Origin of the sequence: Mycobacterium sp. D16R24 (assembly GCF_002013385.1) — a bacterium.
Classification (GTDB): domain Bacteria; phylum Actinomycetota; class Actinomycetes; order Mycobacteriales; family Mycobacteriaceae; genus Mycobacterium.
The window spans coordinates 108,614-129,116 of sequence record NZ_MAEV01000001.1; the positions used below are offsets into that span (position 1 = coordinate 108,614).

At 63.9% G+C, this 20,503-nt stretch carries 19 protein-coding genes and 1 pseudogene; 18 read left to right on the plus strand and 2 right to left on the minus strand.

Translation table 11 applies throughout. From position 1 onward, the window contains the following. Positions 1 to 253: 253 nt before the first annotated feature. The 15 genes and pseudogenes from B4383_RS00500 (at position 254) to B4383_RS00570 (ending at position 14,808) form a co-directional block, all read left to right on the plus strand. Positions 254 to 1,327, plus strand: a pseudogene (locus B4383_RS00500) (oxygenase MpaB family protein). A 107-nt stretch (positions 1,328 to 1,434) separates the two neighbouring features. Further along, entirely contained in the window at positions 1,435 to 2,346 is a 912-nt protein-coding gene (locus B4383_RS00505; RefSeq protein WP_078287812.1) for a DUF4253 domain-containing protein, read from the plus strand. 58 nt (positions 2,347 to 2,404) lie between these two features. After that, positions 2,405 to 2,863, plus strand: a complete 459-nt coding sequence (locus B4383_RS00510) for a lipoprotein LpqH (protein WP_078287813.1) — start codon at positions 2,405 to 2,407, stop codon at positions 2,861 to 2,863. Between the two features lie 85 nt (positions 2,864 to 2,948). Beyond that, complete coding sequence (locus B4383_RS00515; protein WP_078287505.1) at positions 2,949 to 3,509, plus strand: HdeD family acid-resistance protein; 561 nt, start codon at positions 2,949 to 2,951, stop codon at positions 3,507 to 3,509. Beyond that, the gene (gene coaD / locus B4383_RS00520) at positions 3,506 to 3,991 is read left to right on the plus strand and encodes a pantetheine-phosphate adenylyltransferase (RefSeq protein WP_078287506.1); all 486 of its coding nucleotides are present in this window, start codon (positions 3,506 to 3,508) and stop codon (positions 3,989 to 3,991) included. The genes B4383_RS00515 and coaD overlap by 4 nt, the downstream gene beginning before the upstream one ends. Before the next feature lie 106 nt (positions 3,992 to 4,097). Continuing rightward, positions 4,098 to 4,835: a cell division protein SepIVA gene (sepIVA, locus tag B4383_RS00525; protein ID WP_078287814.1), complete on the plus strand. Its 738-nt coding sequence runs from the start codon at positions 4,098 to 4,100 to the stop codon at positions 4,833 to 4,835. A gap of 10 nt (positions 4,836 to 4,845) precedes the next feature. After that, positions 4,846 to 5,382 carry a DUF177 domain-containing protein gene (locus B4383_RS00530; protein ID WP_139360463.1) on the plus strand — a complete coding sequence of 179 codons (537 nt, stop codon included), beginning with the start codon at positions 4,846 to 4,848 and terminating at the stop codon, positions 5,380 to 5,382. Further along, entirely contained in the window at positions 5,379 to 6,122 is a 744-nt protein-coding gene (gene rnc, locus B4383_RS00535; RefSeq protein ID WP_078287508.1) for a ribonuclease III, read from the plus strand. Before B4383_RS00530 ends, rnc begins: the two co-directional genes overlap by 4 nt. After that, on the plus strand, positions 6,115 to 6,969 hold the full coding sequence (gene mutM, locus B4383_RS00540; RefSeq protein ID WP_078287509.1) for a bifunctional DNA-formamidopyrimidine glycosylase/DNA-(apurinic or apyrimidinic site) lyase: 855 nt from the start codon (positions 6,115 to 6,117) through the stop codon (positions 6,967 to 6,969). Before rnc ends, mutM begins: the two co-directional genes overlap by 8 nt. Positions 6,970 to 7,132: 163 nt before the next feature. After that, complete coding sequence (gene kdpF / locus B4383_RS26120; protein ID WP_078308960.1) at positions 7,133 to 7,231, plus strand: K(+)-transporting ATPase subunit F; 99 nt, start codon at positions 7,133 to 7,135, stop codon at positions 7,229 to 7,231. A gap of 2 nt (positions 7,232 to 7,233) precedes the next feature. Further along, positions 7,234 to 8,952, plus strand: coding sequence for a potassium-transporting ATPase subunit KdpA (kdpA, locus tag B4383_RS00550; RefSeq protein WP_078287511.1), 1,719 nt, complete (start codon positions 7,234 to 7,236; stop codon positions 8,950 to 8,952). Next, a complete protein-coding gene (gene kdpB / locus B4383_RS00555) occupies positions 8,949 to 11,024 on the plus strand; it encodes a potassium-transporting ATPase subunit KdpB (protein WP_078287512.1) in 2,076 nt (691 codons plus the stop codon). The genes kdpA and kdpB overlap by 4 nt, the downstream gene beginning before the upstream one ends. Before the next feature lie 4 nt (positions 11,025 to 11,028). Further along, a complete protein-coding gene (locus B4383_RS00560) occupies positions 11,029 to 11,631 on the plus strand; it encodes a potassium-transporting ATPase subunit C (protein ID WP_078287513.1) in 603 nt (200 codons plus the stop codon). A 10-nt stretch (positions 11,632 to 11,641) separates the two neighbouring features. Further along, entirely contained in the window at positions 11,642 to 14,137 is a 2,496-nt protein-coding gene (locus B4383_RS00565) for a sensor histidine kinase KdpD (RefSeq protein WP_078287514.1), read from the plus strand. Beyond that, positions 14,134 to 14,808, plus strand: a complete 675-nt coding sequence (locus B4383_RS00570; RefSeq protein ID WP_078287515.1) for a response regulator — start codon at positions 14,134 to 14,136, stop codon at positions 14,806 to 14,808. The genes B4383_RS00565 and B4383_RS00570 overlap by 4 nt, the downstream gene beginning before the upstream one ends. Positions 14,809 to 14,812: 4 nt before the next feature. Here B4383_RS00570 and B4383_RS00575 read toward each other — a convergent pair whose 3' ends face one another. Then, positions 14,813 to 15,259 (minus strand): hypothetical protein, encoded by a 447-nt coding sequence (locus B4383_RS00575; RefSeq protein WP_078287516.1) that lies wholly within the window; start codon positions 15,257 to 15,259, stop codon positions 14,813 to 14,815. Between B4383_RS00575 and B4383_RS00580 the strand changes: the two genes are divergently transcribed. From B4383_RS00580 to smc, 3 genes are read left to right on the plus strand one after another with little or no spacing between them, the layout of a single operon-like run. Continuing rightward, positions 15,250 to 15,672 (plus strand): OsmC family protein, encoded by a 423-nt coding sequence (locus B4383_RS00580; RefSeq protein WP_078287517.1) that lies wholly within the window; start codon positions 15,250 to 15,252, stop codon positions 15,670 to 15,672. The two genes, B4383_RS00575 and B4383_RS00580, sit on opposite strands and share 10 nt — an antisense overlap. A 3-nt stretch (positions 15,673 to 15,675) precedes the next feature. Beyond that, positions 15,676 to 15,951 carry an acylphosphatase gene (locus B4383_RS00585; protein ID WP_078287518.1) on the plus strand — a complete coding sequence of 92 codons (276 nt, stop codon included), beginning with the start codon at positions 15,676 to 15,678 and terminating at the stop codon, positions 15,949 to 15,951. A 26-nt stretch (positions 15,952 to 15,977) separates the two neighbouring features. Continuing rightward, the gene (smc, locus tag B4383_RS00590) at positions 15,978 to 19,577 is read left to right on the plus strand and encodes a chromosome segregation protein SMC (protein ID WP_078287519.1); all 3,600 of its coding nucleotides are present in this window, start codon (positions 15,978 to 15,980) and stop codon (positions 19,575 to 19,577) included. On the opposite strand, the gene B4383_RS00595 is transcribed toward smc, so the two are convergent. After that, positions 19,545 to 20,381, minus strand: coding sequence for a TIGR03620 family F420-dependent LLM class oxidoreductase (locus B4383_RS00595; protein WP_078287520.1), 837 nt, complete (start codon positions 20,379 to 20,381; stop codon positions 19,545 to 19,547). The two genes, smc and B4383_RS00595, sit on opposite strands and share 33 nt — an antisense overlap. Positions 20,382 to 20,503 lie beyond the last annotated feature (122 nt).

Here is a 20,503-nt window from a genome sequence, read left to right on the forward strand (position 1 = left end):
AGACGCTTGATTCGGTCTGCGCCGAAACCATCCGTACCTCCCTTGATTTTGGGTGGCACCGGGAGCATCATCGCTTTCTCATGTGAAATGAGTCACAGTCAAGAGGGCGGTGGCTCTGTGATGGGGGGTAGTCGATCAGCTATCCGAGGCTGGGCTTGTGAAGGGCCGGGCGCTGAGGTTAACCAGGTAACGGGTATCGGCAACGCAAGGAGTTGACGTGGTAGTCCGGGGTATCAAGGCATTCAAGAAAATCATGCAGACTACGTTTGATCCAGAGTTGGTGATCCCGGAAGACGCCAGAGTGGCAGAATTTACCGGCGATAACAGTTTGTCGCGGAAAGATCTTCTGCAGCATCCATTCCTGCTGATTCCCTGATATGGAAATACTGGGGAGCCCTTGACGTGATGTACTTCGGTAGCGGGGTGTTGGGTCACATTGCGGGGGCCTGGCCGCAGATGAGGAGAGCGACGGCGGGTTCTGTTCTTTTCAATGGTGACAGCTCTTTCGGCGCACGTGCCGAGATATATAAGAAGCGGCGCCCGAGATCCCGCGAGTACATCTATGGCTCGGTATACGACCCTCCGGAAGATGCCAAGAAATACGGACTGAAGACTCGGAATATGCACAAGTCCGTCAAGGGCACACTGCAGGACGGAACGTTCCATGCTTTGAATGCGGAAACCTCCTATTTCGCGCACATGACCTTCTTTTATCACCATTCGATAGTGGTTACCGAGCGGCTGCATTTCGACGGGGCGATGCCACGGGCGGTGAAGGAGCAGATATTTGAGGAATCCAAGGAGTGGTACAGCATCTGGGGAGTGGACGATAGTCCTCAGCCCGACACGTACGACGATTTCGAGCGGTATCTGGAAAAACATCGAGCGTAACCATTTGTTGAGCTCACAGGTGACTCAGCTCATGCTGGAGCAATTTATGGAGCGCCGCCTGGCGCCGCGGTGGTGGCCTTCGGTCATGAAGAAATGTGTGTGGCCCTGGCTGGTGGGGCGGCGGCAAGTTGTTGTCAGTAGTTATCCGCCTCATGTGCAGGAGCTGTTCCATTTGGAGTGGACTCCCGAGGACGAGGAGATGTTGCGCCGCTTTATGGGGATGTATCGGCGGCTTTACGCGGTTCTCGAGCGTCTCCTCCCGCTGAAGTTTTTCTACTTGCCGATCGCGGTGAGAGGTTTTGAGCGGGAAGGGATCGATCCACGCAACATCACTCTGGAGTCCGCGCGGCAAGCACTCCGGGAAAGCCGAGCTAGTCGTGCCACGCAAGAAAGTGCACCAATAGATGAGGCCAGCGGGGTGGTGGCTTCCGGCTAGCAAGGTTGCTGGGCCGCAGGTTGCGCGCCGGACGTAGATCGACCGGGCGGTTGTCGCTCAGCTAATCTGGGTGGGTGGGGTCAAGAGGGTGGATATCACTGAGCGCAATCGTCGCCGTCCTCGTGCTCGGGCTGTCGTACCTGTTCGGTCAGGCGTACTGGAGTACGCGTGCGATTGAGGGAAATCCCGAACCCGCACATGATCTGCCCGCCTACGCCGAACTTCTGGTGCCGGTGCATGCCGAACGTGCGGGTCAGCTGCCGCGTCCCGAGAGTGCCGCTAAGTGGAGCGTGGACGGTATCAAGCTGCCCGAAGGACATCTGATCGTCAGCCCGACAGGCCGTTCGCTCGCCTGGGTGAGCAATGCCGCGGTGGTCGACATCCAGTCGCTCTGGTTGCGGTTGGCGGGCCGCTTCGATCGAACGGGGCTGTGGCCCTTAGCATCTCGTGGGTTGAGTGGGGATCTGCGTCGACCGTGGTCGGACTCCGATGACCTCCGGTACTTCACTGACCCCGCCGATGTCGGTGCCGTCGACGCGAAATCCTTTCTTGCCAAAGAGGTCTCATCGGCCAACTCTGACCCTGAGGCTGGGGCCGTCGACGTACCGGTCGCGCCTATCACGCTGGAGCAGCGCACTCAGCCGCCCCAGCGTGCGCTCCCGGTGACCGCCGATTACCTGGAGCGGGGCTCGCTGCTGATGTTGGTGCCTACGACACGTCCGGCCGACGCACTCAATGCCCTGGGCTGGACTCACGGTGTGAATTACGACATTTCCGAGGCGGCGCTGTCCGCCGTTCTTCGGTCGTGGGAGGACCGGTTTGGGGCCGTGTTGACGACTGTGGACTTCGATGCCGTCGACGTGGAGGTGACGCGTCCGCCAGGCGCCGATCTTTCGGTGCCGGTTGGCTATGAGCACTACGGGTTTTGCCCCGACAACATCGATCAGGGGGCGGGCACCTTAAGCGCCTACGCCCGGCAGATCAGTGGTGCGCGAACCTGGAAGTTTTGGTGGGATTAGTGCAGTGGCCGCACTAGTCTGGATCGGATCATCGGCCGGGGTGGACGGGAGGTCGCACATGCGTTACGGCGGGATAGTGATGGTGGGTGGCGCCTTGTCGGCCGTCGTGTGTCTTGTCGGCTGTTCGTCGGGCGGAGGCTTGCGGCACGACTCGCCGGTGTCGACCACAGCACGTGGCGCCCAGGCGGCCGGTCCACGTGTTGTTGTCGATGGTGTCGTGAGATCGGTTGAGAATCGGGTCGAGTGTGTTACCGCAGCCGATATGACCTTCGTGAATATCGGTAGCGATAGTGAGGCGATTGCCGCCACGCTGGCAGCGGGTGATAACCCAACGCTGAAGAGTCTTACCCTGGGCATCATTGATGGACACCCGGTGATGTACAACTCGGGGCATGGTGCGACCGAGCCGACGGTGACCAAGTCCGGGCAGTCCTACAAGATTGTCGGTACCGCAACGGCCGGCCTGAGCACGCCCGCGACCTTCGAGCTTGAGTTCACCTGCCCAGTCAGGAGATAACAGAATCATGGTGAGTCTGTAACGCGCTGCACGAATCGCCGCCGATAAGTCCCCGCGGCCGTTCCCGAGGAAATACCCTTGGGGCATGACTACAAGTGTCGGGCAGGACCTCGTCAAGCATCTCTGGAAAACAGCGGTGGTATCAGGAGTTTTGGCGGTAATCGTTGGGGCCGTGGTGTTGATATGGCCTCAAGTCACTGTGCTCGTCGCCGCATACGCTTTCGGCGCCTATCTATTGATATCCGGTATCGCTCAGGTCGTCTTCGCCTTCACGCTGCCGGTGTCATCCGCCGGTATGCGGGTGCTGTTGTTCCTCACCGGCGCGATTTCGTTCGTCCTCGGTGTGCTGTGCTTCAAAGATGAGCTAAATTCGATTCTGCTGCTGGCCATCTGGATCGGCGTCGGCTGGATCGCCCAGGGCATCGCGGGCACCATCACGGCCATCGGCGACAAGGACCTCCCCGGGCGTGGCTGGCAGATCTTCAGCGGGATCATCTCGACGATCGCGGGCGTCGTGCTCATCGTCTATCCGATTAGCTCGATCGTCACTCTTACCCTCGTCGTCGGCATCTGGCTCATCGTGATAGGTGTGCTGCAAATCGGAAGCGGCATCGGCATTCGCTCGGCCACTAAATCGTCCGCATGACGGGAGCTGTCTGCCCCGGCTCGTTCGATCCGGTAACCCTCGGGCATCTGGATGTCTTCGAACGAGCCGCGGCGCAGTTCGATGAGGTCATCGTCGCGGTATTGGTCAATCCCAACAAAGCGGGCATGTTCACCATCGACGAGCGCATCGAGATGATCCGCGAGGCCGCCGCCGACCTGCCCAATCTGCGCGTCGAATCGGGGCAGGGTCTGCTGGTGGACTTCGTCAGGGAGCGCGGTTTCAATGCGATCGTCAAGGGGCTGCGCACCGGTACCGACTTCGAGTACGAGCTCCAGATGGCCCAGATGAACAAGCACATCGCGGGGGTGGACACCTTCTTTGTCGCTACCGCCCCCGCATATTCGTTCGTCTCGTCCTCGCTTGCCAAGGAGGTGGCGACGTACGGGGGAGATGTCTCGGCGTTGCTACCTCCTGCTGTTCATCAACGACTTCTCGGGAAACTGCATGGCCAGGCACAATAGAAAAGAGGCCGCGCAGAAATAGCCGACACACCGGTCAGCTAGCACGGTCACAGCAGTCACACCAGGCACACTGGTAACAGTGGAAACTCGCGTGAAGGGTGTAGCCGTGTACCGAGTATTTGAAGCGCTCGACGAACTGGGCGCCATTGTGGAAGAAGCGCGCGGCGTTCCGATGACCGCCGGATGTGTCGTGCCCCGCGGCGATGTCCTGGAACTCATTGATGACATCAAGGACGCCATTCCCGGCGAGCTCGATGACGCGCAGGATGTTCTCGACGCGCGCGATTCGCTGCTGCGTGAGGCCAAGGAGCATCACGAGACGGTGATCGGCAAGTCGAACGCCGATGCCGAGCAGATGCTCAGCCACGCCCGCAACGAGGCCGACCGGCTGCTGGCCGACGCCAAGTCGCAGGCTGATCGCATGGTTGCCGAGGCGCGCAATCACGCCGAGCAGACCGTCGGCGAGGCGCGGGAAGAGGCAGCCCGCACGATGGCCAACGCCAAGCGCGAACAGGAGAGCACTGTCGCCCGCGCCAAGGCAGAGGCGGATCGCCTGGTCGATTCCGGTAATGCCTCGTACGACAAGGCCGTGCAGGAGGGCATCAAGGAGCAGCAGCGCCTGGTGGCTCAGACCGAGGTCGTGCAGGCGGCCAACGCCGAGTCCACTCGCCTGATCGACGCGGCCCATGCCGAAGCCGACCGGTTACGTGGTGAATGCGATATCTACGTCGACAACAAACTGGCGGAGTTCGAGGACTACCTCAACGGCACGCTGCGCTCGGTGGGCCGTGGGCGTCACCAGCTGCGTACCGGCGCTGGCACGCACGACTACGTGCAGCGTTAATATTAGGTTTATGCCGGGACCTTTTGTTCTTGACGTCCTGGCCCTCGGGCTTGGGCGGCGCCCTGGGTCGATGCAGGAGATCGAGCGCACCGTTGCGAGCCCGGTACGCATCGGCAACGACCTGATCGCGATTCCCGAGGGCGCGGACGTGAATATGGATCTGCGGGTGGAGTCGGTTTCGGAGGGCGTTCTCGTCACCGGAACGATCGCCGGCGATCTCTCTGGAGAATGTGCACGCTGCCTGGGCCCTGTGACCGGCCATGCGGATGCGTACCTCACCGAACTGTTCGCGTACCCGGACAGCAAGACCGAGGCGACCACCGACGAAGAAGACATACACCGGGTCGTTGACGGCCTCGTCGACCTCGAACAAACCATCGTCGATGCCATCGTGCCCGACCTGGAGCTGACGCCGGTGTGCCGGCCCGATTGCCCAGGGCTGTGCCCCGATTGCGGAATCGCTTTGGCCACAGCCGAACCCGACCATCATCACGACAAGATTGACCCGCGGTGGGCGAAGCTCGCCAACTTCGGTGACGACCAGTGAGTCCTGCCCCAGCAGATCGATACGACGATCTGCGCGCCGCGATCGGTGTGCGGGTCGGTGACGATCTACTCACTCTGGCGCTCACGCACCGAAGCTATGCCTACGAGAACGGTGGCCTGCCCACCAACGAAAGGCTGGAGTTCCTCGGGGATGCCGTTCTTGGACTGACGATTACCGAGACGCTCTACCACAGCCACCCGGACCGCCCGGAGGGCGATTTGGCGAAGCTGCGTGCCAGCATCGTCAACACCCAGGCGCTCGCCGGAGTGGCGCGTGGCCTGACCGACGACGGCCTGGGCGCGCATTTGTTTCTCGGTAAGGGTGAGGAGAACACCGGCGGCCGCGACAAGTCCAGCATTCTTGCCGACGGCATGGAGTCGATTCTCGGTGCGGTCTACGTGGAGTACGGGTTGGAGATCGCCCGCAAGGTCGTCCTGCAGTTATTCGGCCAGCTCCTGGAGGCCGCGCCCAAGCTTGGTGCCGGCCTGGACTGGAAGACCAGTCTTCAGGAACTGACCGCGGAAAAGGGTTGGGGCGCACCGTCGTACGTGGTCACCTCGACCGGACCCGATCATGACAAGGAATTCACCGCGACCGTGATGGTCAACGAGACTGCGCACGGTGTGGGTGTCGGCCGGTCTAAGAAGGAGGCCGAACAACGGGCGGCCTCGGAGGCGTGGAACGGCATCAATAGCGATGAGCCTCTCGGGGGAAGAGCCGAGGGCGCGGAGAGTGCCTGAGCTTCCCGAGGTGGAGGTGGTCCGCCGCGGGCTGCACCATCACCTTGTCGGCAAGACCATCGCAGCGGCGTCTGTGCACCACGATCGGGCCGTGCGCAGGCAGCCTGGTGGCGCCGTCGAATTGACGGGACTGCTAGCCGGACAGCAGATCAGCGGTACCGGTCGCCGGGGCAAGTATCTGTGGCTCACGCTGGGCGAGGGACAGGCGCTGGTAGTCCATTTGGGGATGAGCGGCCAAATGCTCATCGGACCCATCTCCAGGCCACAGCATTTGCGCATCGCCGCGACGCTCGATGACGGATCGGTGCTGAGCTTCGTCGATCAGCGCACCTTCGGCGGCTGGATGGTGACTGATGTCGTCACCGTCGACGGGAACGAACTCCCTGAGCCGGTCGCGCATATCGCGCGCGACCCGCTCGATGAACGGTTCGACGTATCGGCTGTGGTAACCCGGCTACGCGGTAAGCACACCGAGATCAAGCGTGCGCTGCTGGATCAGACGGTGGTGTCCGGTGTCGGGAACATCTACGCCGACGAGGCACTCTGGCAGGCGCGCGTACATGGCCGCCGCCTCACCGACGGCATGACCCGCGCCAAGCTCACCGAGGTGCTCGATAGCGCGGCGGGCGTCATGCGTTTGGCGCTCGCGCAGGGAGGCACGTCGTTCGACGATCTGTACGTGAATGTGAACGGTGAATCCGGCTACTTTGAGCGCTCTTTGGAGGCGTACGGACGCGAAGGTGAGCCGTGCCGCCGCTGCGGTCGAGCCATGCGCCGGGAGGCTTTCATGAACCGGTCGTCGTTCTTCTGCCCGAGTTGTCAACGGCTGGTTGAAGCCCGTAAATAGCGCGTCAAGAGCCCCGACGGGCCCGTCAGGGACGCGTAAAGAACGCAGGTAGTGCAGCTAGCGGGGATCATGATTCCTGCGTGGTTGATTTCTGGTACCTGGTCCTGACCGTGGTGGGCTTCGCCTTGTGCGTGGCCGTCGTACGTGGATTGCAGGCGCATTCGTGACCGTCGATGTCATCACCAACATTGTGCTGATTGTCCTGTCGGCCGCGCTCGTCGTGTATCTGGTGGTCGCACTGCTCGACCCGGAAAGGTTCTAACGGTGAATTCCGCTCTGGCGGCCGGTCTTCAGATCGGCTTCGTCATCTTGGTGCTCGCCATCGCTTATGTCCCGCTGGGGGACTACATGGCGCGCGTCTTCACAGGTCCTCATTCCCTTCGCGCAAGCGGATCATCGACCGTCAAGCACTCCTTCGTCGAGCGTCTCATCTACCGCACGGGACGGGTTGATCCGGATACCGAGCAGACCTGGGTGGGCTACACCCTGTCACTGCTGGGCTTCTCGTTCGCGAGCGTGATCTTCCTCTATCTGCTGCAACGCATCCAGGGAGTCTTGCCCCTCTCGGGTGACCTGGGCGCGGTGAGCCCAGCGGTGGCCTTCAATACGGCCGTTTCGTTCGTCACGAACACCAACTGGCAGTCGTACACACCCGAGACCACCATGACCAACCTGACGCAGATGGTCGGGCTCGCAGTGCAGAACTTCGTCTCTGCCGCGGTGGGGCTCGCGGTCGCGGTCGCACTGATCCGCGGCATCGTGCGGACGTCGGCCGGGGGAGAGCTCGGTAATTTCTGGGTCGATCTGGTGCGGGCGAGCTTGCGGATCCTGCTGCCGATTTCGTTCATCGTCGCACTGATCTTGTTGTCGCAGGGCGCCATTCAGTCTCTGCACTCACATTTTACCGCCACCGGTCTGGACGGTACCGCACAGCACATCGCCCTGGCTCCGGTCGCCTCGCAGGAGGCCATCAAGGAGGTCGGCACCAATGGCGGTGGCATTCTGGCAGCCAACTCCGCACACCCCTTCGAGAACCCGACACCGCTGAGCAATATTGTCGAGATCCTCGCCATCCTTATTATCCCGGTCTGCCTGACCCGCACCTACTCGACGATGGTGGGTGACAGGCGCCAGGGTCTGACCGTCCTGTCGGTGATGGCCACCCTCTACGGCGGCATGCTGGCCGTCGTCACCTGGGCGGAGTCCAGCCCGCGTGGTATCGCGGCGCAGGCGGCCGGCGCCATGATGGAGGGCAAGGAAGTCAGGTTCGGCATCCCTGCGAGCACGCTGTTTGCGGTCAGCACTACCGGAACCTCTACGGGCGCAGTGGATTCTGCTCACGATAGCTTTACCGCTGCTGGCGGTGGCGCGCTCATCCTGAACATGCTGTTCGGCGAGATCGCGCCCGGTGGTGTCGGAACCGGTCTGTACGGCATCCTGGTGCTGGCCATCATCGCGGTGTTCGTCGGTGGCCTGTTGGTAGGCCGCACACCGGAATTCCTCGGCAAGAAGATCGGCCGGCGCCAGATCACTATGGCCGCACTGTCCGTGCTCGTCATGCCGGCGCTCGTGCTGATCGGCGCGGGTATTTCGGTGGCCCTGTCGACAACGCCCGGATATCAAGGCAACAGTGGTGATCCGGGCACCCCACAGTCTATTCACGGCTTCTCCGAGGTGTTGTACGCCTACGCCTCGGCCGCCAACAACAACGGCAGCGCCTTCGGTGGCCTCACGGTGACCAGCCACTGGTTCCAGGCCTCGCTCGGTGTGGCGATGTTGTTGGGCCGCTTCCTGCCCATCATCTTCACGCTGGCGCTTGCTGGATCGCTTGCCACTCAGCAGAGGACGCCGGAATCGGCCGGAACCCTGCACACCCACGGCCCCATGTTCGCCGGATTGCACACCGGCACAGTCCTCTTGGTGGCCGCACTCACCTTCTTCCCGGCGCTGGCGCTGGGACCGATCGCCGAGGCAGTCCTGTGAGCAAGACCGTAGTCAGTACCGGAGTCTTCGACCCCACTCAGTTAGTCAAGGCGCTACCGCTTGCCGTGCGCAAGCTCGATCCCCGGCACATGGCCCGCAATCCGGTGATGTTCGTGGTGACCGTCGGGTCGGTGGCCACCACCGTGCTCGCGGTGCTGCATCCGTCGATCTTCGCGTGGGCCATCACCGCCTGGCTGTGGTTCACTGTGGTGTTCGCGAACCTAGCCGAGGCTGTCGCCGAGGGGCGTGGGAAGGCGCAGGCGGCGAGTCTGCGAGAGGTAAAGCGCGACACCGTAGCCCGCAGGTTGGTGGGAGACGGCAACGGTAACGAAATCGAGGAAGAGGTGCCCGGCAGCTCGCTGCGACCGGGGGACCGGGTTGTGGTCGAGGCGGGACAGGTCATCCCCGGTGACGGCGACGTGGTGGAAGGCATCGCCACCGTCGACGAGTCGGCCATCACCGGTGAATCAGCACCCGTGGTGCGGGAATCGGGTGGCGACCGGTGTGCCGTCACTGGCGGCACCACCGTGCTGTCGGACCGGATCATCGTGCAGATCACCGCGGCGCCGGGTGAGTCCTTCGTCGACCGGATGATCGCGCTCGTCGAGGGTGCCTCGCGCCAGAAAACTCCGAACGAGATCGCGCTCAACATCCTGCTGGCCTCGCTCACCATCATCTTCCTGTTGGCAGTCGTCGCATTGGGTCCGATGGGCAACTATGTTGGGGAACAACAGCATCCGATCAAGCTCATCGCATTGCTCGTCTGCCTGATCCCCACCACCATCGGCGCCCTGATGTCGGCGATCGGCATCGCGGGCATGGACCGGCTGGTGCAACACAACGTCCTGGCCAAGTCGGGGCGTGCGGTAGAAGCCGCCGGTGATATCGACGTCCTCCTGATGGACAAGACGGGCACCATCACCTTCGGTAATCGGCAGGCTACTGAATTCATTGTGGCGCCAGGCATTTCGCATGACACCCTTGCCCAGGCGGCGCGGGCGTCCAGCGTCGCCGACGAGACCCCGGAGGGTCGCAGCATTGTGGAACTGGCCGCCGGGGCGAGCGAAGCGACGGTTGAAAGAAGTGGTGAGGGTTCGATTGAGGGCGATTTCGTGGCCTTCACCGCAGCCACCAGGATGAGTGGGCTAGATACCGTCGAGGGCAGGCAGATCCGTAAGGGTGCCTCCGATGCGGTGTTCACCTGGGTCGCCAGCCTTTCCGGCGTCCAGGAAGACGACCCAGCGGTGGTCGCGGTCCGAAAGTCCGCTGACCACGTGGCCGGTCAGGGCGGCACGCCGCTGGTGGTCGCCGACCATGACAGCACGGGCACCCGCCTGCTGGGAGTGATTCGGCTCTCTGATGTGGTGAAGCCCGGTATGGCCGAACGGTTCGCTCAGATGCGAGCCATGGGTATCCGCACCATCATGGTGACCGGCGACAACCCCTTGACCGCCAAGCAGATCGCCGCCGAGGCCGGTGTCGACGACTTCGTCGCCGAGGCCACTCCGGAGGACAAGCTGGAGCTGCTGCGTAAGGAACAGAAGGCCGGGCGCCTGGTCGCGATGACCGGTGACGGTACCAATGACGCTCCGGCGCTGGCACAAGCGGATGTGGGCGTGGCCATGAACACCGGCACGTCGGCGGCCAAGGAAGCCGGGAACATGGTGGACCTGGATTCCGACCCCACCAAGCTCATCGACGTGGTGGCCATCGGCAAGCAGCTGCTGATCACCCGGGGCGCGTTGACCACCTTCTCGCTGGCCAACGACCTCGCGAAGTACTTCGCGATCCTGCCCGCGCTGTTCAGTGGCATCTACCCGCAACTGAATTCACTCAACATCATGCGACTGGCTACTCCGCAATCGGCGATTCTCTCGGCGGTCATCTTCAATGCTCTCGTGATCATCGCGTTGGTTCCTTTGGCGCTCAAGGGCGTCCGCTATCGACCGGTGGGCGCCGGGGAGCTGCTGCGGCGAAACCTGTTGATTTACGGCCTCGGTGGCGTGATTGTTCCCTTTGTGGGGATCTGGCTGATCGATCTGGTCGTGCGTTTCTTACCGGGAATTGGGTGATCTAGTGAACAAGGTTGTGATCGCGTGGCTGCGCCAGAGCGTGGCCGGCCTGGTGGTGCTGCTGGGCCTGACTGTGGTCCTCGGTATCGCCTACCCGGCCACGGTATGGGTGTTCGGGCGCATCGACTCGGCGGCCGCCGAGGGCTCGCCACTGAAGGACCGTAACGGCTGTGTCGTGGGATCTTCGCTCATCGGAGTGGATCCGCAAGCGACAACGGGCGCTACTGACCCCTATTTCCATACTCGCACCAGCGGCGATCCCGCTGCGGGGTTGCCCTCGAACCAGGGGCCCAACAGCGAGAAGCTGAAGACAGATATCGAGGGGCGTCGCGCGGCCATCGCGTCACGCGAGAGCGTCGATCCCGCACGGATTCCCGCCGACGCGGTCACCGGCTCGGGTTCGAGTCTGGACCCCGATATCACCCCGGAGTACGCCGCGCTGCAGATACCGCGGGTCGCGGCGGCGACCGGGCTGAGTCAGGCCCGGGTGAAAGAGCTCGTGGATGCGCACACGTCGTCACGGCAATGGGGCATTCTGGGAGGGCCGCGGGTCAACGTGCCCACGCTGAACGTGGCATTGGGCCTCACCGGCCCGCCCTGCCGATGAAGGAGAGACATTGCCGCGCGGGACACTGCGGATCTATCTCGGGGCCGCGCCAGGAGTAGGCAAGACCTACGCCATGCTCAACGAGGCACACCGCCGGGCTAGCCGCGGCACCGATGTGGTCGCTGCGATCGTGGAGACCCACGGCCGCAGCAAGACCGCACAATTGCTCGATGGTTTGGAGCTCATCCCGCCCAAGGAGATGATGTACCGCGGAACCGCCATGTACGAGCTGGACGTGGACGCGGTGATCGAGCGCAAGCCGGCCCTGGTGCTCATCGACGAGATGGCGCACACCAATGTGCCGGGCAGCCGGAATCCCAAGCGCTGGCAGGATATCGATGAGATTCTCGATGCCGGGATCGATGTGCTCACCACGATCAACGTGCAACACCTGGAGAGTCTGAACGATGTCGTTGAGCAGATCACCGGGATTGCGCAGCGCGAGACCGTGCCTGATGCGGTGGTGCGCCGTGCCGAGCAGGTGGAGCTTGTTGACATCACGCCGGAGGCGTTGCGGCGCAGAATGGTTCATGGCAACGTCTACGCGCCGGAGAAGGTCGGTTCGGCACTGAGCAACTACTTTCGTACTGGTAACCTCACGGCCTTGCGTGAACTCGCGCTGCTGTGGCTCGCCGACCAGGTGGATGCCGCACTCGCCAAATACCGCTCGGACAACAGAATCACCAAGACTTGGGAGGCTCGCGAGCGTGTGGTGGTCGCGGTTACCGGTGGTCCTGAGTCCGAGACCCTGGTACGCCGGGCAAGCCGCATTGCCGCCAAGTCGAGTGCCGAACTGCTGGTTGTCCACGTAGTGCGCGGTGACGGCCTGGTGGGCGCCTCGACAGCCGTCATGGGCAAGGTGCGTCGGCTGGCCAACGACATTGGCGCCTCGGTGCAAACTGTCACCGGGGACGATGTGCCGCAGACGCTGCTGGACTTCGCCCGCGGCGTCAATGCCACACAGTTGGTTATGGGCACCTCTCGGCGTTCACGATGGGCTCGCATCTTCGACGAAGGCGTGGCCGCGGCCGTCATTCGCGATTCCGGGGCCATCGACGTGCACATGGTGACGCACGGACAGACCCGGTCGGCTCCGCTGCGCAACTGGTCGATACCGGCCGAGGGGCGAAAGCGGCTCGTCATCAACTGGCTCGCGGCGATCCTGGTGCCCGCGGCCACCGCATTGTTCATTCACTTCTTCGATGCCGCTCTCGGGTTGGGCAGCAAGAGTGCACTGTTTCTCATTGCGGTACTGGGTGTTTCATTACTTGGTGGTGTATCGACCGCGTTGATATCCGCGATTATCTCCGGTCTGCTGCTCAACTATCTGTTCGTCTCACCCCGATACAGCTTCACCATCGGTGAGACCGATAACGCACTGACCATCTTGATGATCATGGTGACCGCCGTCGCCGTCGCGGCCTTGGTCGACGCGGCTGCCACCCGAGCACGGCAGGCCCGGCGGGCCGCCCGTGAAGCGGAACTACTGGCGCTCTTCGCCGGTGGAGTCCTGGTGAACTCGGACCTCTCGGCCCTGCTGGAAAGGGTGCGCACCACCTACAACCAGTCGGCGGTGAGTCTGCTGTGCGCGGAGGGGCCGGCTGTGGCGAGCGTGGGGGAGCAGCCGCCCACGCGGGAATCGGAGGCCGACTCAGTGTTCCGCGTCGACGATGGTGCGTACGCATTGGCGCTCAACGGGCCCCCGGTGCCGTCCACTGACGCGCGGGTGCTGCAGGTGGTCGCCGGAACGGCGGTGGGTCTGGTTCGTTCGGCACGCCTGGCCGAGGAGGCGTCGCAGGCCACGGCCCTCGCCGAGGCCGATCGGCTGCGCCGGGCGCTGTTGTCGGCGGTGAGCCATGACCTGCGTACACCGCTCGCCGCGGTCAAGGCCGCTGTGTCGAGCCTGCGCAGTCCCGATATCGAGTTCTCACCCGAGGACACCGCCGAACTGCTTGCCACCGTGGAGGAGTCGACCGATCAACTCACCGCTCTGGTGGGCAACCTGCTGGACTCGTCGCGGCTGGCAGCGGGGGTCGTCAAACCCCGTGCGGTGCCGGTGTACGTCGAGGAAATCGCGCACCGGGCCCTGTTGGGTACCACCGAGAACGACCGCAAGCGGGTGCACCTGGACTTGAACGGTGCGGTGGTTCGGGCAGATCCGGGCCTGCTGGAACGCGTTTTGGCCAACCTTGTCGACAATGCGCTGCGATACTCACAAGCAGACGTGCGGGTCAACTACGAGGAGGTGGAGGGCCGCACACTGGTGATCGTCGCCGACCACGGGAAGGGCCTGGAAGCGTCAAAACGCGGTGCGGCCTTCGATGCCTTCCAACGTCTCGGCGATCGCGATAACACAGTCGGTGTGGGGCTTGGTCTTTCGGTGGTGAGGGGTTTCGTGGAAGCAATGGAGGGCACGGTGAACGCGACCGACACGGCCGGCGGCGGTCTGACCATGATCGTCGATCTACCCAGTGCTGGTTCCTCCCCTGTCGGGGGGATCCGGTGACGCGGGTGCTGGTGGTCGACGACGAGCCGCAGATTCTGCGCGCGCTGCGGATCAACTTGTCGGCGCGCGGTTACGAGGTGGTGACCGCTTCGTCAGGGGCGGGCGCCCTGCGCGCGGCCGCCGAGACCCAGCCCGAGGTGGTAATTTTAGACCTCGGGTTGCCCGATATGGATGGCACCGAGGTGCTGGCCGGGCTGCGCGGATGGACCGAGGTTCCGGTGATCGTGCTCTCGGCGCGCACGGATTCGGCGGACAAGGTCGAAGCACTCGATGCGGGTGCCGACGATTACGTGACCAAACCCTTTGGCATGGATGAGTTCCTGGCCCGGCTGCGGGCCGCGGTGCGCCGTGGCACTCCGGACAGCGCCGAACCGGTGGTCCATACTGAGACCTTCGACGTAGACCTCTCCTTGCACAAGGTGATTCGCGACGGCAGGGAAGTGCATCTGACGCCTACCGAATGGTCGATGCTGGCAGTGCTGGTGCGTAACCGCGGAAAACTTGTCGGGCAAAAGGAACTGCTCCATGAGGTCTGGGGCCCGGCGTACAGCTCCGAAACTCACTATCTACGTGTGTATCTGGCGCAGCTACGACGCAAGCTGGAGATCGATCCGGCTCATCCGAAACACCTGCTCACCGAGGCGGGTATGGGATACCGCTTTCAAGAGTGATAGGTCAGAAGGGCGGGCGGCCCAGATCGATCTGTTGAACGTCGGGATCGCACCCCGGACGGTACTTGGGTACCAACTGCCCGTAGGTGGCCCGGAAATTGTCGGCGCCGACCTTCTCAACGGTTTCCGGTGAGGCCAGCAGAAGGTAGATACCCATCGGAGTGATCCGTTTGGTGAAGCAGGTGTCGACCACGGTGAAGGTCTGGCGCATTGCCGATGTCGGCACGATCTTGGGTTCACCGGGCGGGATGTACACCAGCTCCTCGATGCGAGGAGCCCAGGAACCAGACAACAACTGCGCCCGTACCTCGCTGTACGGACGCAGCAGAAGCGACTCTAGCGTCACCACGGGCTCCGCCGCAGCGGTTGGCGCCGAGAAAAATGAAGCACCGCCAATCGCCGCGGCCATCATGGCGGCGGCGATTACATAACATTGCGGGCGTGACGTCATTATGGGTAGAGCGTACGGGCAATCGCCGCTACACGGGGCACAGCTCCCGGGGTGCGCACGTGCTGATTGGGTCGGAGACCGTCGACGGGGTGTTCACCCCGGGGGAGCTCCTCAAAATCGCCCTTGCGGCCTGTAGCGGAATGTCCAGCGACCAGCCTCTCGCCCGCCGCCTCGGCGAGGACTATCAGGTGCGTATCGACGTCAGCGGCCCCGCCGATCGGGAGCAAGAGCGCTACCCGGTTCTCGACGAGAAGATGGTTATCGACCTGAGTGCGCTTACTCCCGAGGAACGCGCACGGGTGCTCACCGTCGTGGAACGCGCCGTCGACCAGGTATGCACGGTCGGACGCACCTTGAAGGCGGGAGCCGAGGTGAACTTCGCGGTGGACGACCGCTCGCACGAAGACCGATAGCAGATGTCGGACATCCGCTTGTCCGCGTGGGTGCACGGCCACGTCCAAGGGGTCGGGTTCCGTTGGTGGGTGCGATCCCGCGCCCTTGAACTCGGCCTGACCGGATATGCGGCCAACGCACGTGATGGGCGGGTGCATGTCGTCGCGCAGGGGGACAAGGCCGCGTGTGAACAGCTGCTTGCCAAGTTGAACAGCGGTGAAACGCCAGGTCGCGTAGATCTTGTGGTGGATAGCTGGCTGGAGTCCGGCGAGCCCATCTCCGGGTTTACCGAGCGTTAGCGCTAAGACCGGTATTCTGGCCCGCTGTGCACCTCAAGAGTCTGACGCTGAAGGGCTTCAAGTCCTTTGCTTCGCCGACGACTCTGCGCCTGGAGCCCGGTATTACCTGTGTGGTCGGCCCTAACGGATCGGGTAAGTCCAATGTGGTGGACGCCCTGTCCTGGGTGATGGGCGAACAGGGCGCCAAGGCCCTGCGCGGAGGCAAGATGGAAGACGTCATCTTCGCGGGTACGTCGACTCGCGCCCCGCTGGGCCGCGCCGAAGTCACGTTGACGATCGACAACTCCGACCATGCGCTGCCGATCGAGTATTCCGAGGTCTCGATCACCCGCCGGATGTTCCGGGACGGCGCGGGCGAGTACGAGATCAACGGTCAGAGCTGTCGGCTGATGGACGTCCAGGAGCTGCTGTCCGACTCGGGCATCGGCCGGGAAATGCACGTCATCGTGGGACAAGGGCGGCTCTCGCAGATCCTGGAATCTCGGCCGGAGGATCGCCGCGCCTTCATCGAAGAGGCTGCTGGTGTGCTCAAGCACCGCAAGCGTAAGGAAAAGGCGGTCCGCAAGCTCGAGTCGATGGCCGCGAATCTGGCCCGGCTCACCGACCTCACCACCGAATTGCGCCGCCAGCTCAAACCCCTTGGCCGCCAAGCGGAGGTCGCGCGTCGCGCCGCCACCGTGCAGGCCGATCTGCGAGATGCGCGACTGCGCCTGGCCGCCGATGACCTGGTTACCCGCCGGGCGGATTTCGACGGAACCAACGATGCCGAGACCGCGCTGCGCAAGCAACACGCGGAGATCACCGAGAAGCTCGACGTGGCAACCACGCTGCTGGCCGAGCATGAGACGGCACTCAACGAGCTGATGCCGCAGGCCGAACTGGCTCAGCAGACTTGGTTCCGGCTCTCGGCGCTCGCCGAACGCGTCAGCGCCACGGTCCGGATCGCCGGCGAGCGAGCCAGCCACCTCGATGAGGTGGTGGCCGCGCCGACAGGACCGGACCCGGAGGAGCTCGAGGTACAGGCGGAGCGCGTCGCCGAGCAGGAGCGACTGCTGATCGCACAGTTGGAAACGGTCACCGAGCAGCTGACCTTGGCGAAGGCTGAGCTCGCCGCCAAGGAGGCCGAGGTCGCCCAGGCGCAGCGGCAACATATGGCCGCCGTGGCCGCCGAAGCGGATCGCCGCGAGGGCCTGGCCCGGCTCACCGGCCAGGTCGACACCATGCGTACCAGACTGGAATCGATCGACGGCCAGGCGCAGCGACTCACCGAGACGATCAGGGAGGCGACTCTGCGTGGCGAGGCCGCGCAGACCGAGTTCGACGCCGTCAAGGCGCGTGTGGCCGAGCTGGATCAGGGCGAGGTCGGGCTGGACGAACACCACGAGCGTTCGGTATCGGCGTTGTCGATCGCCAATGAACGCGTCGCTGAATTGCTGTCGGCCGAGCGCCAGGCGGAACGGCAGATCGCTTCGCTCAAGGCGCGTATCGACGCACTGGCCATCGGCCTGGAGCGCAAGGACGGCTCGGCGTGGCTCTCCGAGAACCGCAGTGGTGCTGGGATTTTTGGATCGATCGCACAGCTGATTAAGGTGCGGCCCGGCTACCAGGGCGCCATCGCGACGGCGATGGGACCGGCCGCCGACGCGGTGGCCGCGGAGAATCCCGCTGCTGCGCAGGCGGCCGTGGCCGCGTTGAAAGCCTCCGATGGCGGGCGGGCGGCAATCGTGTTCGGCGAGTGGCCCGCGCACACGCATGTGCGCCCCGCGATCAGTCTGCCTGCCGGTGCGCACTGGGCGGCCGACTTGGTCGAGGCGCCCGAGCGGCTCGCCACGGCGGTGTCGGCGATGCTGGCCTCGGTGGTGGTGGTCGATGAGCTCGGCGCCGCGATCGAGGTGGTGCTGGCCAACCCGCTGCTGCGCGCCGTGACCATCGACGGTGACCGGGTGGGTGCCGGATGGGTTGCCGGCGGATCCGACAAGAAGCAGAGCACCCTGGAGATCCAGGCCGCCATCGAGGCTGCGGGAGAAGAGCTGCGGGCCACCGAGATTCAGGTGGGCGAGATCTCTGCCGCGTTGTCCGGTGCGCTCGCCGAGCAGACGGCGCGTCAGGACACCGCCGAGCAGGCCCTGGCCGCTCTCAACGAGTCCGATGCGGCCATCTCCGCGGTGTATGAGCAGTTGGGCCGCGTCGGGCAAGACGCCCGTGTCGCCGCTGACGAGGTGAGAAAACTTACCCTGCAACGCGATCAACTCGAGCTTGGCCGCGCCAAGACCATGGAGGAGCTGGCCGAGGTCGAGTCGCGGCTGCGCAATGCCGAAGAGGCGCCCAACCTTTTCGACGATGAGCCCATCGATCGCGACGACATGGCCATCGAGCTGGAAGAGGCGCGTTCGGTCGAGATCGAGGCGCGGCTAGCGGTACGCACCTCCGAAGAGCGGGTGAATTCGGTTCGCGGTAAAGCTGATTCGATGCGCCGTGCCGCGACGGCCGAGCGCGAGGCGCGAGCGCGGTCCGAACGGGCAGCCGCCGCGCGGATGCGGGCGGCCGCGGTCGCGGCCGCCGTGGCCGAGTCTGGACGGCTGGTGGCCGCGCGTCTTGAACATGTGGTGGCCGCAGCGTCCGCGCGTCGGGACCGACTCGGTGCCACCCGCGCGCAGCACACATCGGCGCTCGGCGCTGTGCGCGACCAGGCCCGCGAACTCACTGCCGCCCAGGCTCGTCTCACCGATGCGCTGCATCGCGACGAAGTCGCCAAAGCCCAAGCGGCGCTGCGTATCGAGCAGCTCTCGGAACAGGTGCTTGAACAGTTCGGTATGGCCGCCGACGACCTGATCGCCGAGTACGGCCCGCATGCCGAGTTGCCGCCCACGCAGCAGGAGATGGACGAATACGAGCAGGCTCGTGAGCGTGGGGAGCAGGTGAGTGCCCCACAGCCGATGCCGTTCGACCGGGACACCCAGGAGCGTCGCGCCAAGCGTGCCGAGAAGGATCTGCGCGAGCTGGGCAAGGTGAATCCCCTTGCCCTGGAAGAGTTCGCGGCGCTGGAGGAGCGCTACAACTTCCTATCCACGCAGCTGGAGGACGTTAAGGCCGCCCGTAAGGATCTGCTCGACGTGGTTGCCGACGTAGACGAGCGCATTCTGCAGGTGTTCACCGAGGCCTACGCGGATGTGGAGCGCGAGTTCAAGGGGGTGTTTTCCTCGCTGTTCCCCGGTGGCGAAGGCCGGTTGGTGCTCACCGACCCCAATGACATGCTCACCACCGGTATCGAGGTAGAGGCGCGCCCGCCCGGCAAGAAGGTCAAGCGCCTGTCACTGCTCTCCGGCGGCGAGAAGTCGCTGACTGCAGTTGCCATGCTGGTGGCGATTTTCCGAGCGCGGCCTTCGCCCTTCTACGTAATGGACGAGGTAGAAGCCGCCCTCGACGATGTCAATCTGCAGCGCCTGATCGGCCTGTTCGAGCAGCTGCGGGAGAAGTCGCAGCTCATCGTCATTACCCACCAGAAGCCGACCATGGAGGTCGCCGACGCGCTCTACGGTGTGAGCATGCGCGATGATGGCATCACGCAGGTTGTCTCGCAGCGTATGCGTGGGCTAGAGACCCAGCTCGCGACTCAAAACACCTAGCGCCTCAGCGCGTTTGGCGGGATCACCGAGTACCTGGATTGCCACCTGGGTGGCGCCGGCATCCCGATGCTCCTGCAGTCGGGCGGCGATCTGTTCGGGAGTGCCGTAAGCGACAAGGGAATCCACCAGTTTGTCGCTACCGGGCCTGGCCAAATCTTCTTTACTGCCCGCGAACCGCTCCAGCATAGTCAGGTAGTTGGTCAGGCCGAGATACATGTCCAGGGCCTGACGCCCGATCGCGCGGGCCTCATCGGCATCGGTGGTGAGCACCACCTTCTGCTCGGGGACGATGATCGCATCGGGTCCCAGGAGCTCACGGGCCCAGCGAGTATGCGATGGCGGGGTGAGATACGGGTGCGCGAGCGCTGAGCGCTCGGCGGCAAGCTTGAGTGACTTCTCCGCGAGCGCTGCCAGGCCCCGGCCTTCCCTGGGAACTCCCACCTCATCGAGCACGTCGAGATATTCGACCAGCCCGGAGTACGGCTTGTAGGGAACGCCACTGTCGATTTCGGGATGGCCGGCACCGATACCGACAATGAAGCGCCCGGGGTGAGCCGTCTCGATGCGCTGCCACGATCGACCGGCTTCCCGCGCGGGCGCGGACCAGATGTTGACGATCGCGGTCACGATGCGGATGCACTCAGTGGCGGCAAGGAGAGGTTCAACCCATGGCAGATCGGCCGGAGGCGAGCCGCCCAGCCATGCGGTATCGAAACCGAGGTCCTCGATGGCCCGCAAAAGATCTGCGTCCACCGTCTCGTAGTGAGTGAAGAATCCGTACGGGGTGAACTCCGGTGTGGTCACCTCACGGCGAACGCGCTCACCCGCCGCCGGTATTCCCTGAGGGCTACTTGTCGGAACCGCAGGAACAGCTGGATCCACACTGACAGTCGGTGCAGGTGCAGTTCGGGTTGTCGCAAGCCCCT

Bases quoted from the DNA above. Each gene is read 5' to 3' on its own strand.
- B4383_RS00510 (WP_078287813.1), top strand. From the start codon at position 2,405: ATGCGTTACGGCGGGATAGTGATGGTGGGTGGCGCCTTGTCGGCCGTC.
- B4383_RS00515 (WP_078287505.1), top strand. From the start codon at position 2,949: ATGACTACAAGTGTCGGGCAGGACCTCGTCAAGCATCTCTGGAAAACA.
- coaD (WP_078287506.1), top strand. From the start codon at position 3,506: ATGACGGGAGCTGTCTGCCCCGGCTCGTTCGATCCGGTAACCCTCGGG.
- B4383_RS00530 (WP_139360463.1), top strand. From the start codon at position 4,846: ATGCCGGGACCTTTTGTTCTTGACGTCCTGGCCCTCGGGCTTGGGCGG.
- B4383_RS00575 (WP_078287516.1), bottom strand. From the start codon at position 15,259: ATGACGTCACGCCCGCAATGTTATGTAATCGCCGCCGCCATGATGGCC.
- B4383_RS00585 (WP_078287518.1), top strand. From the start codon at position 15,676: ATGTCGGACATCCGCTTGTCCGCGTGGGTGCACGGCCACGTCCAAGGG.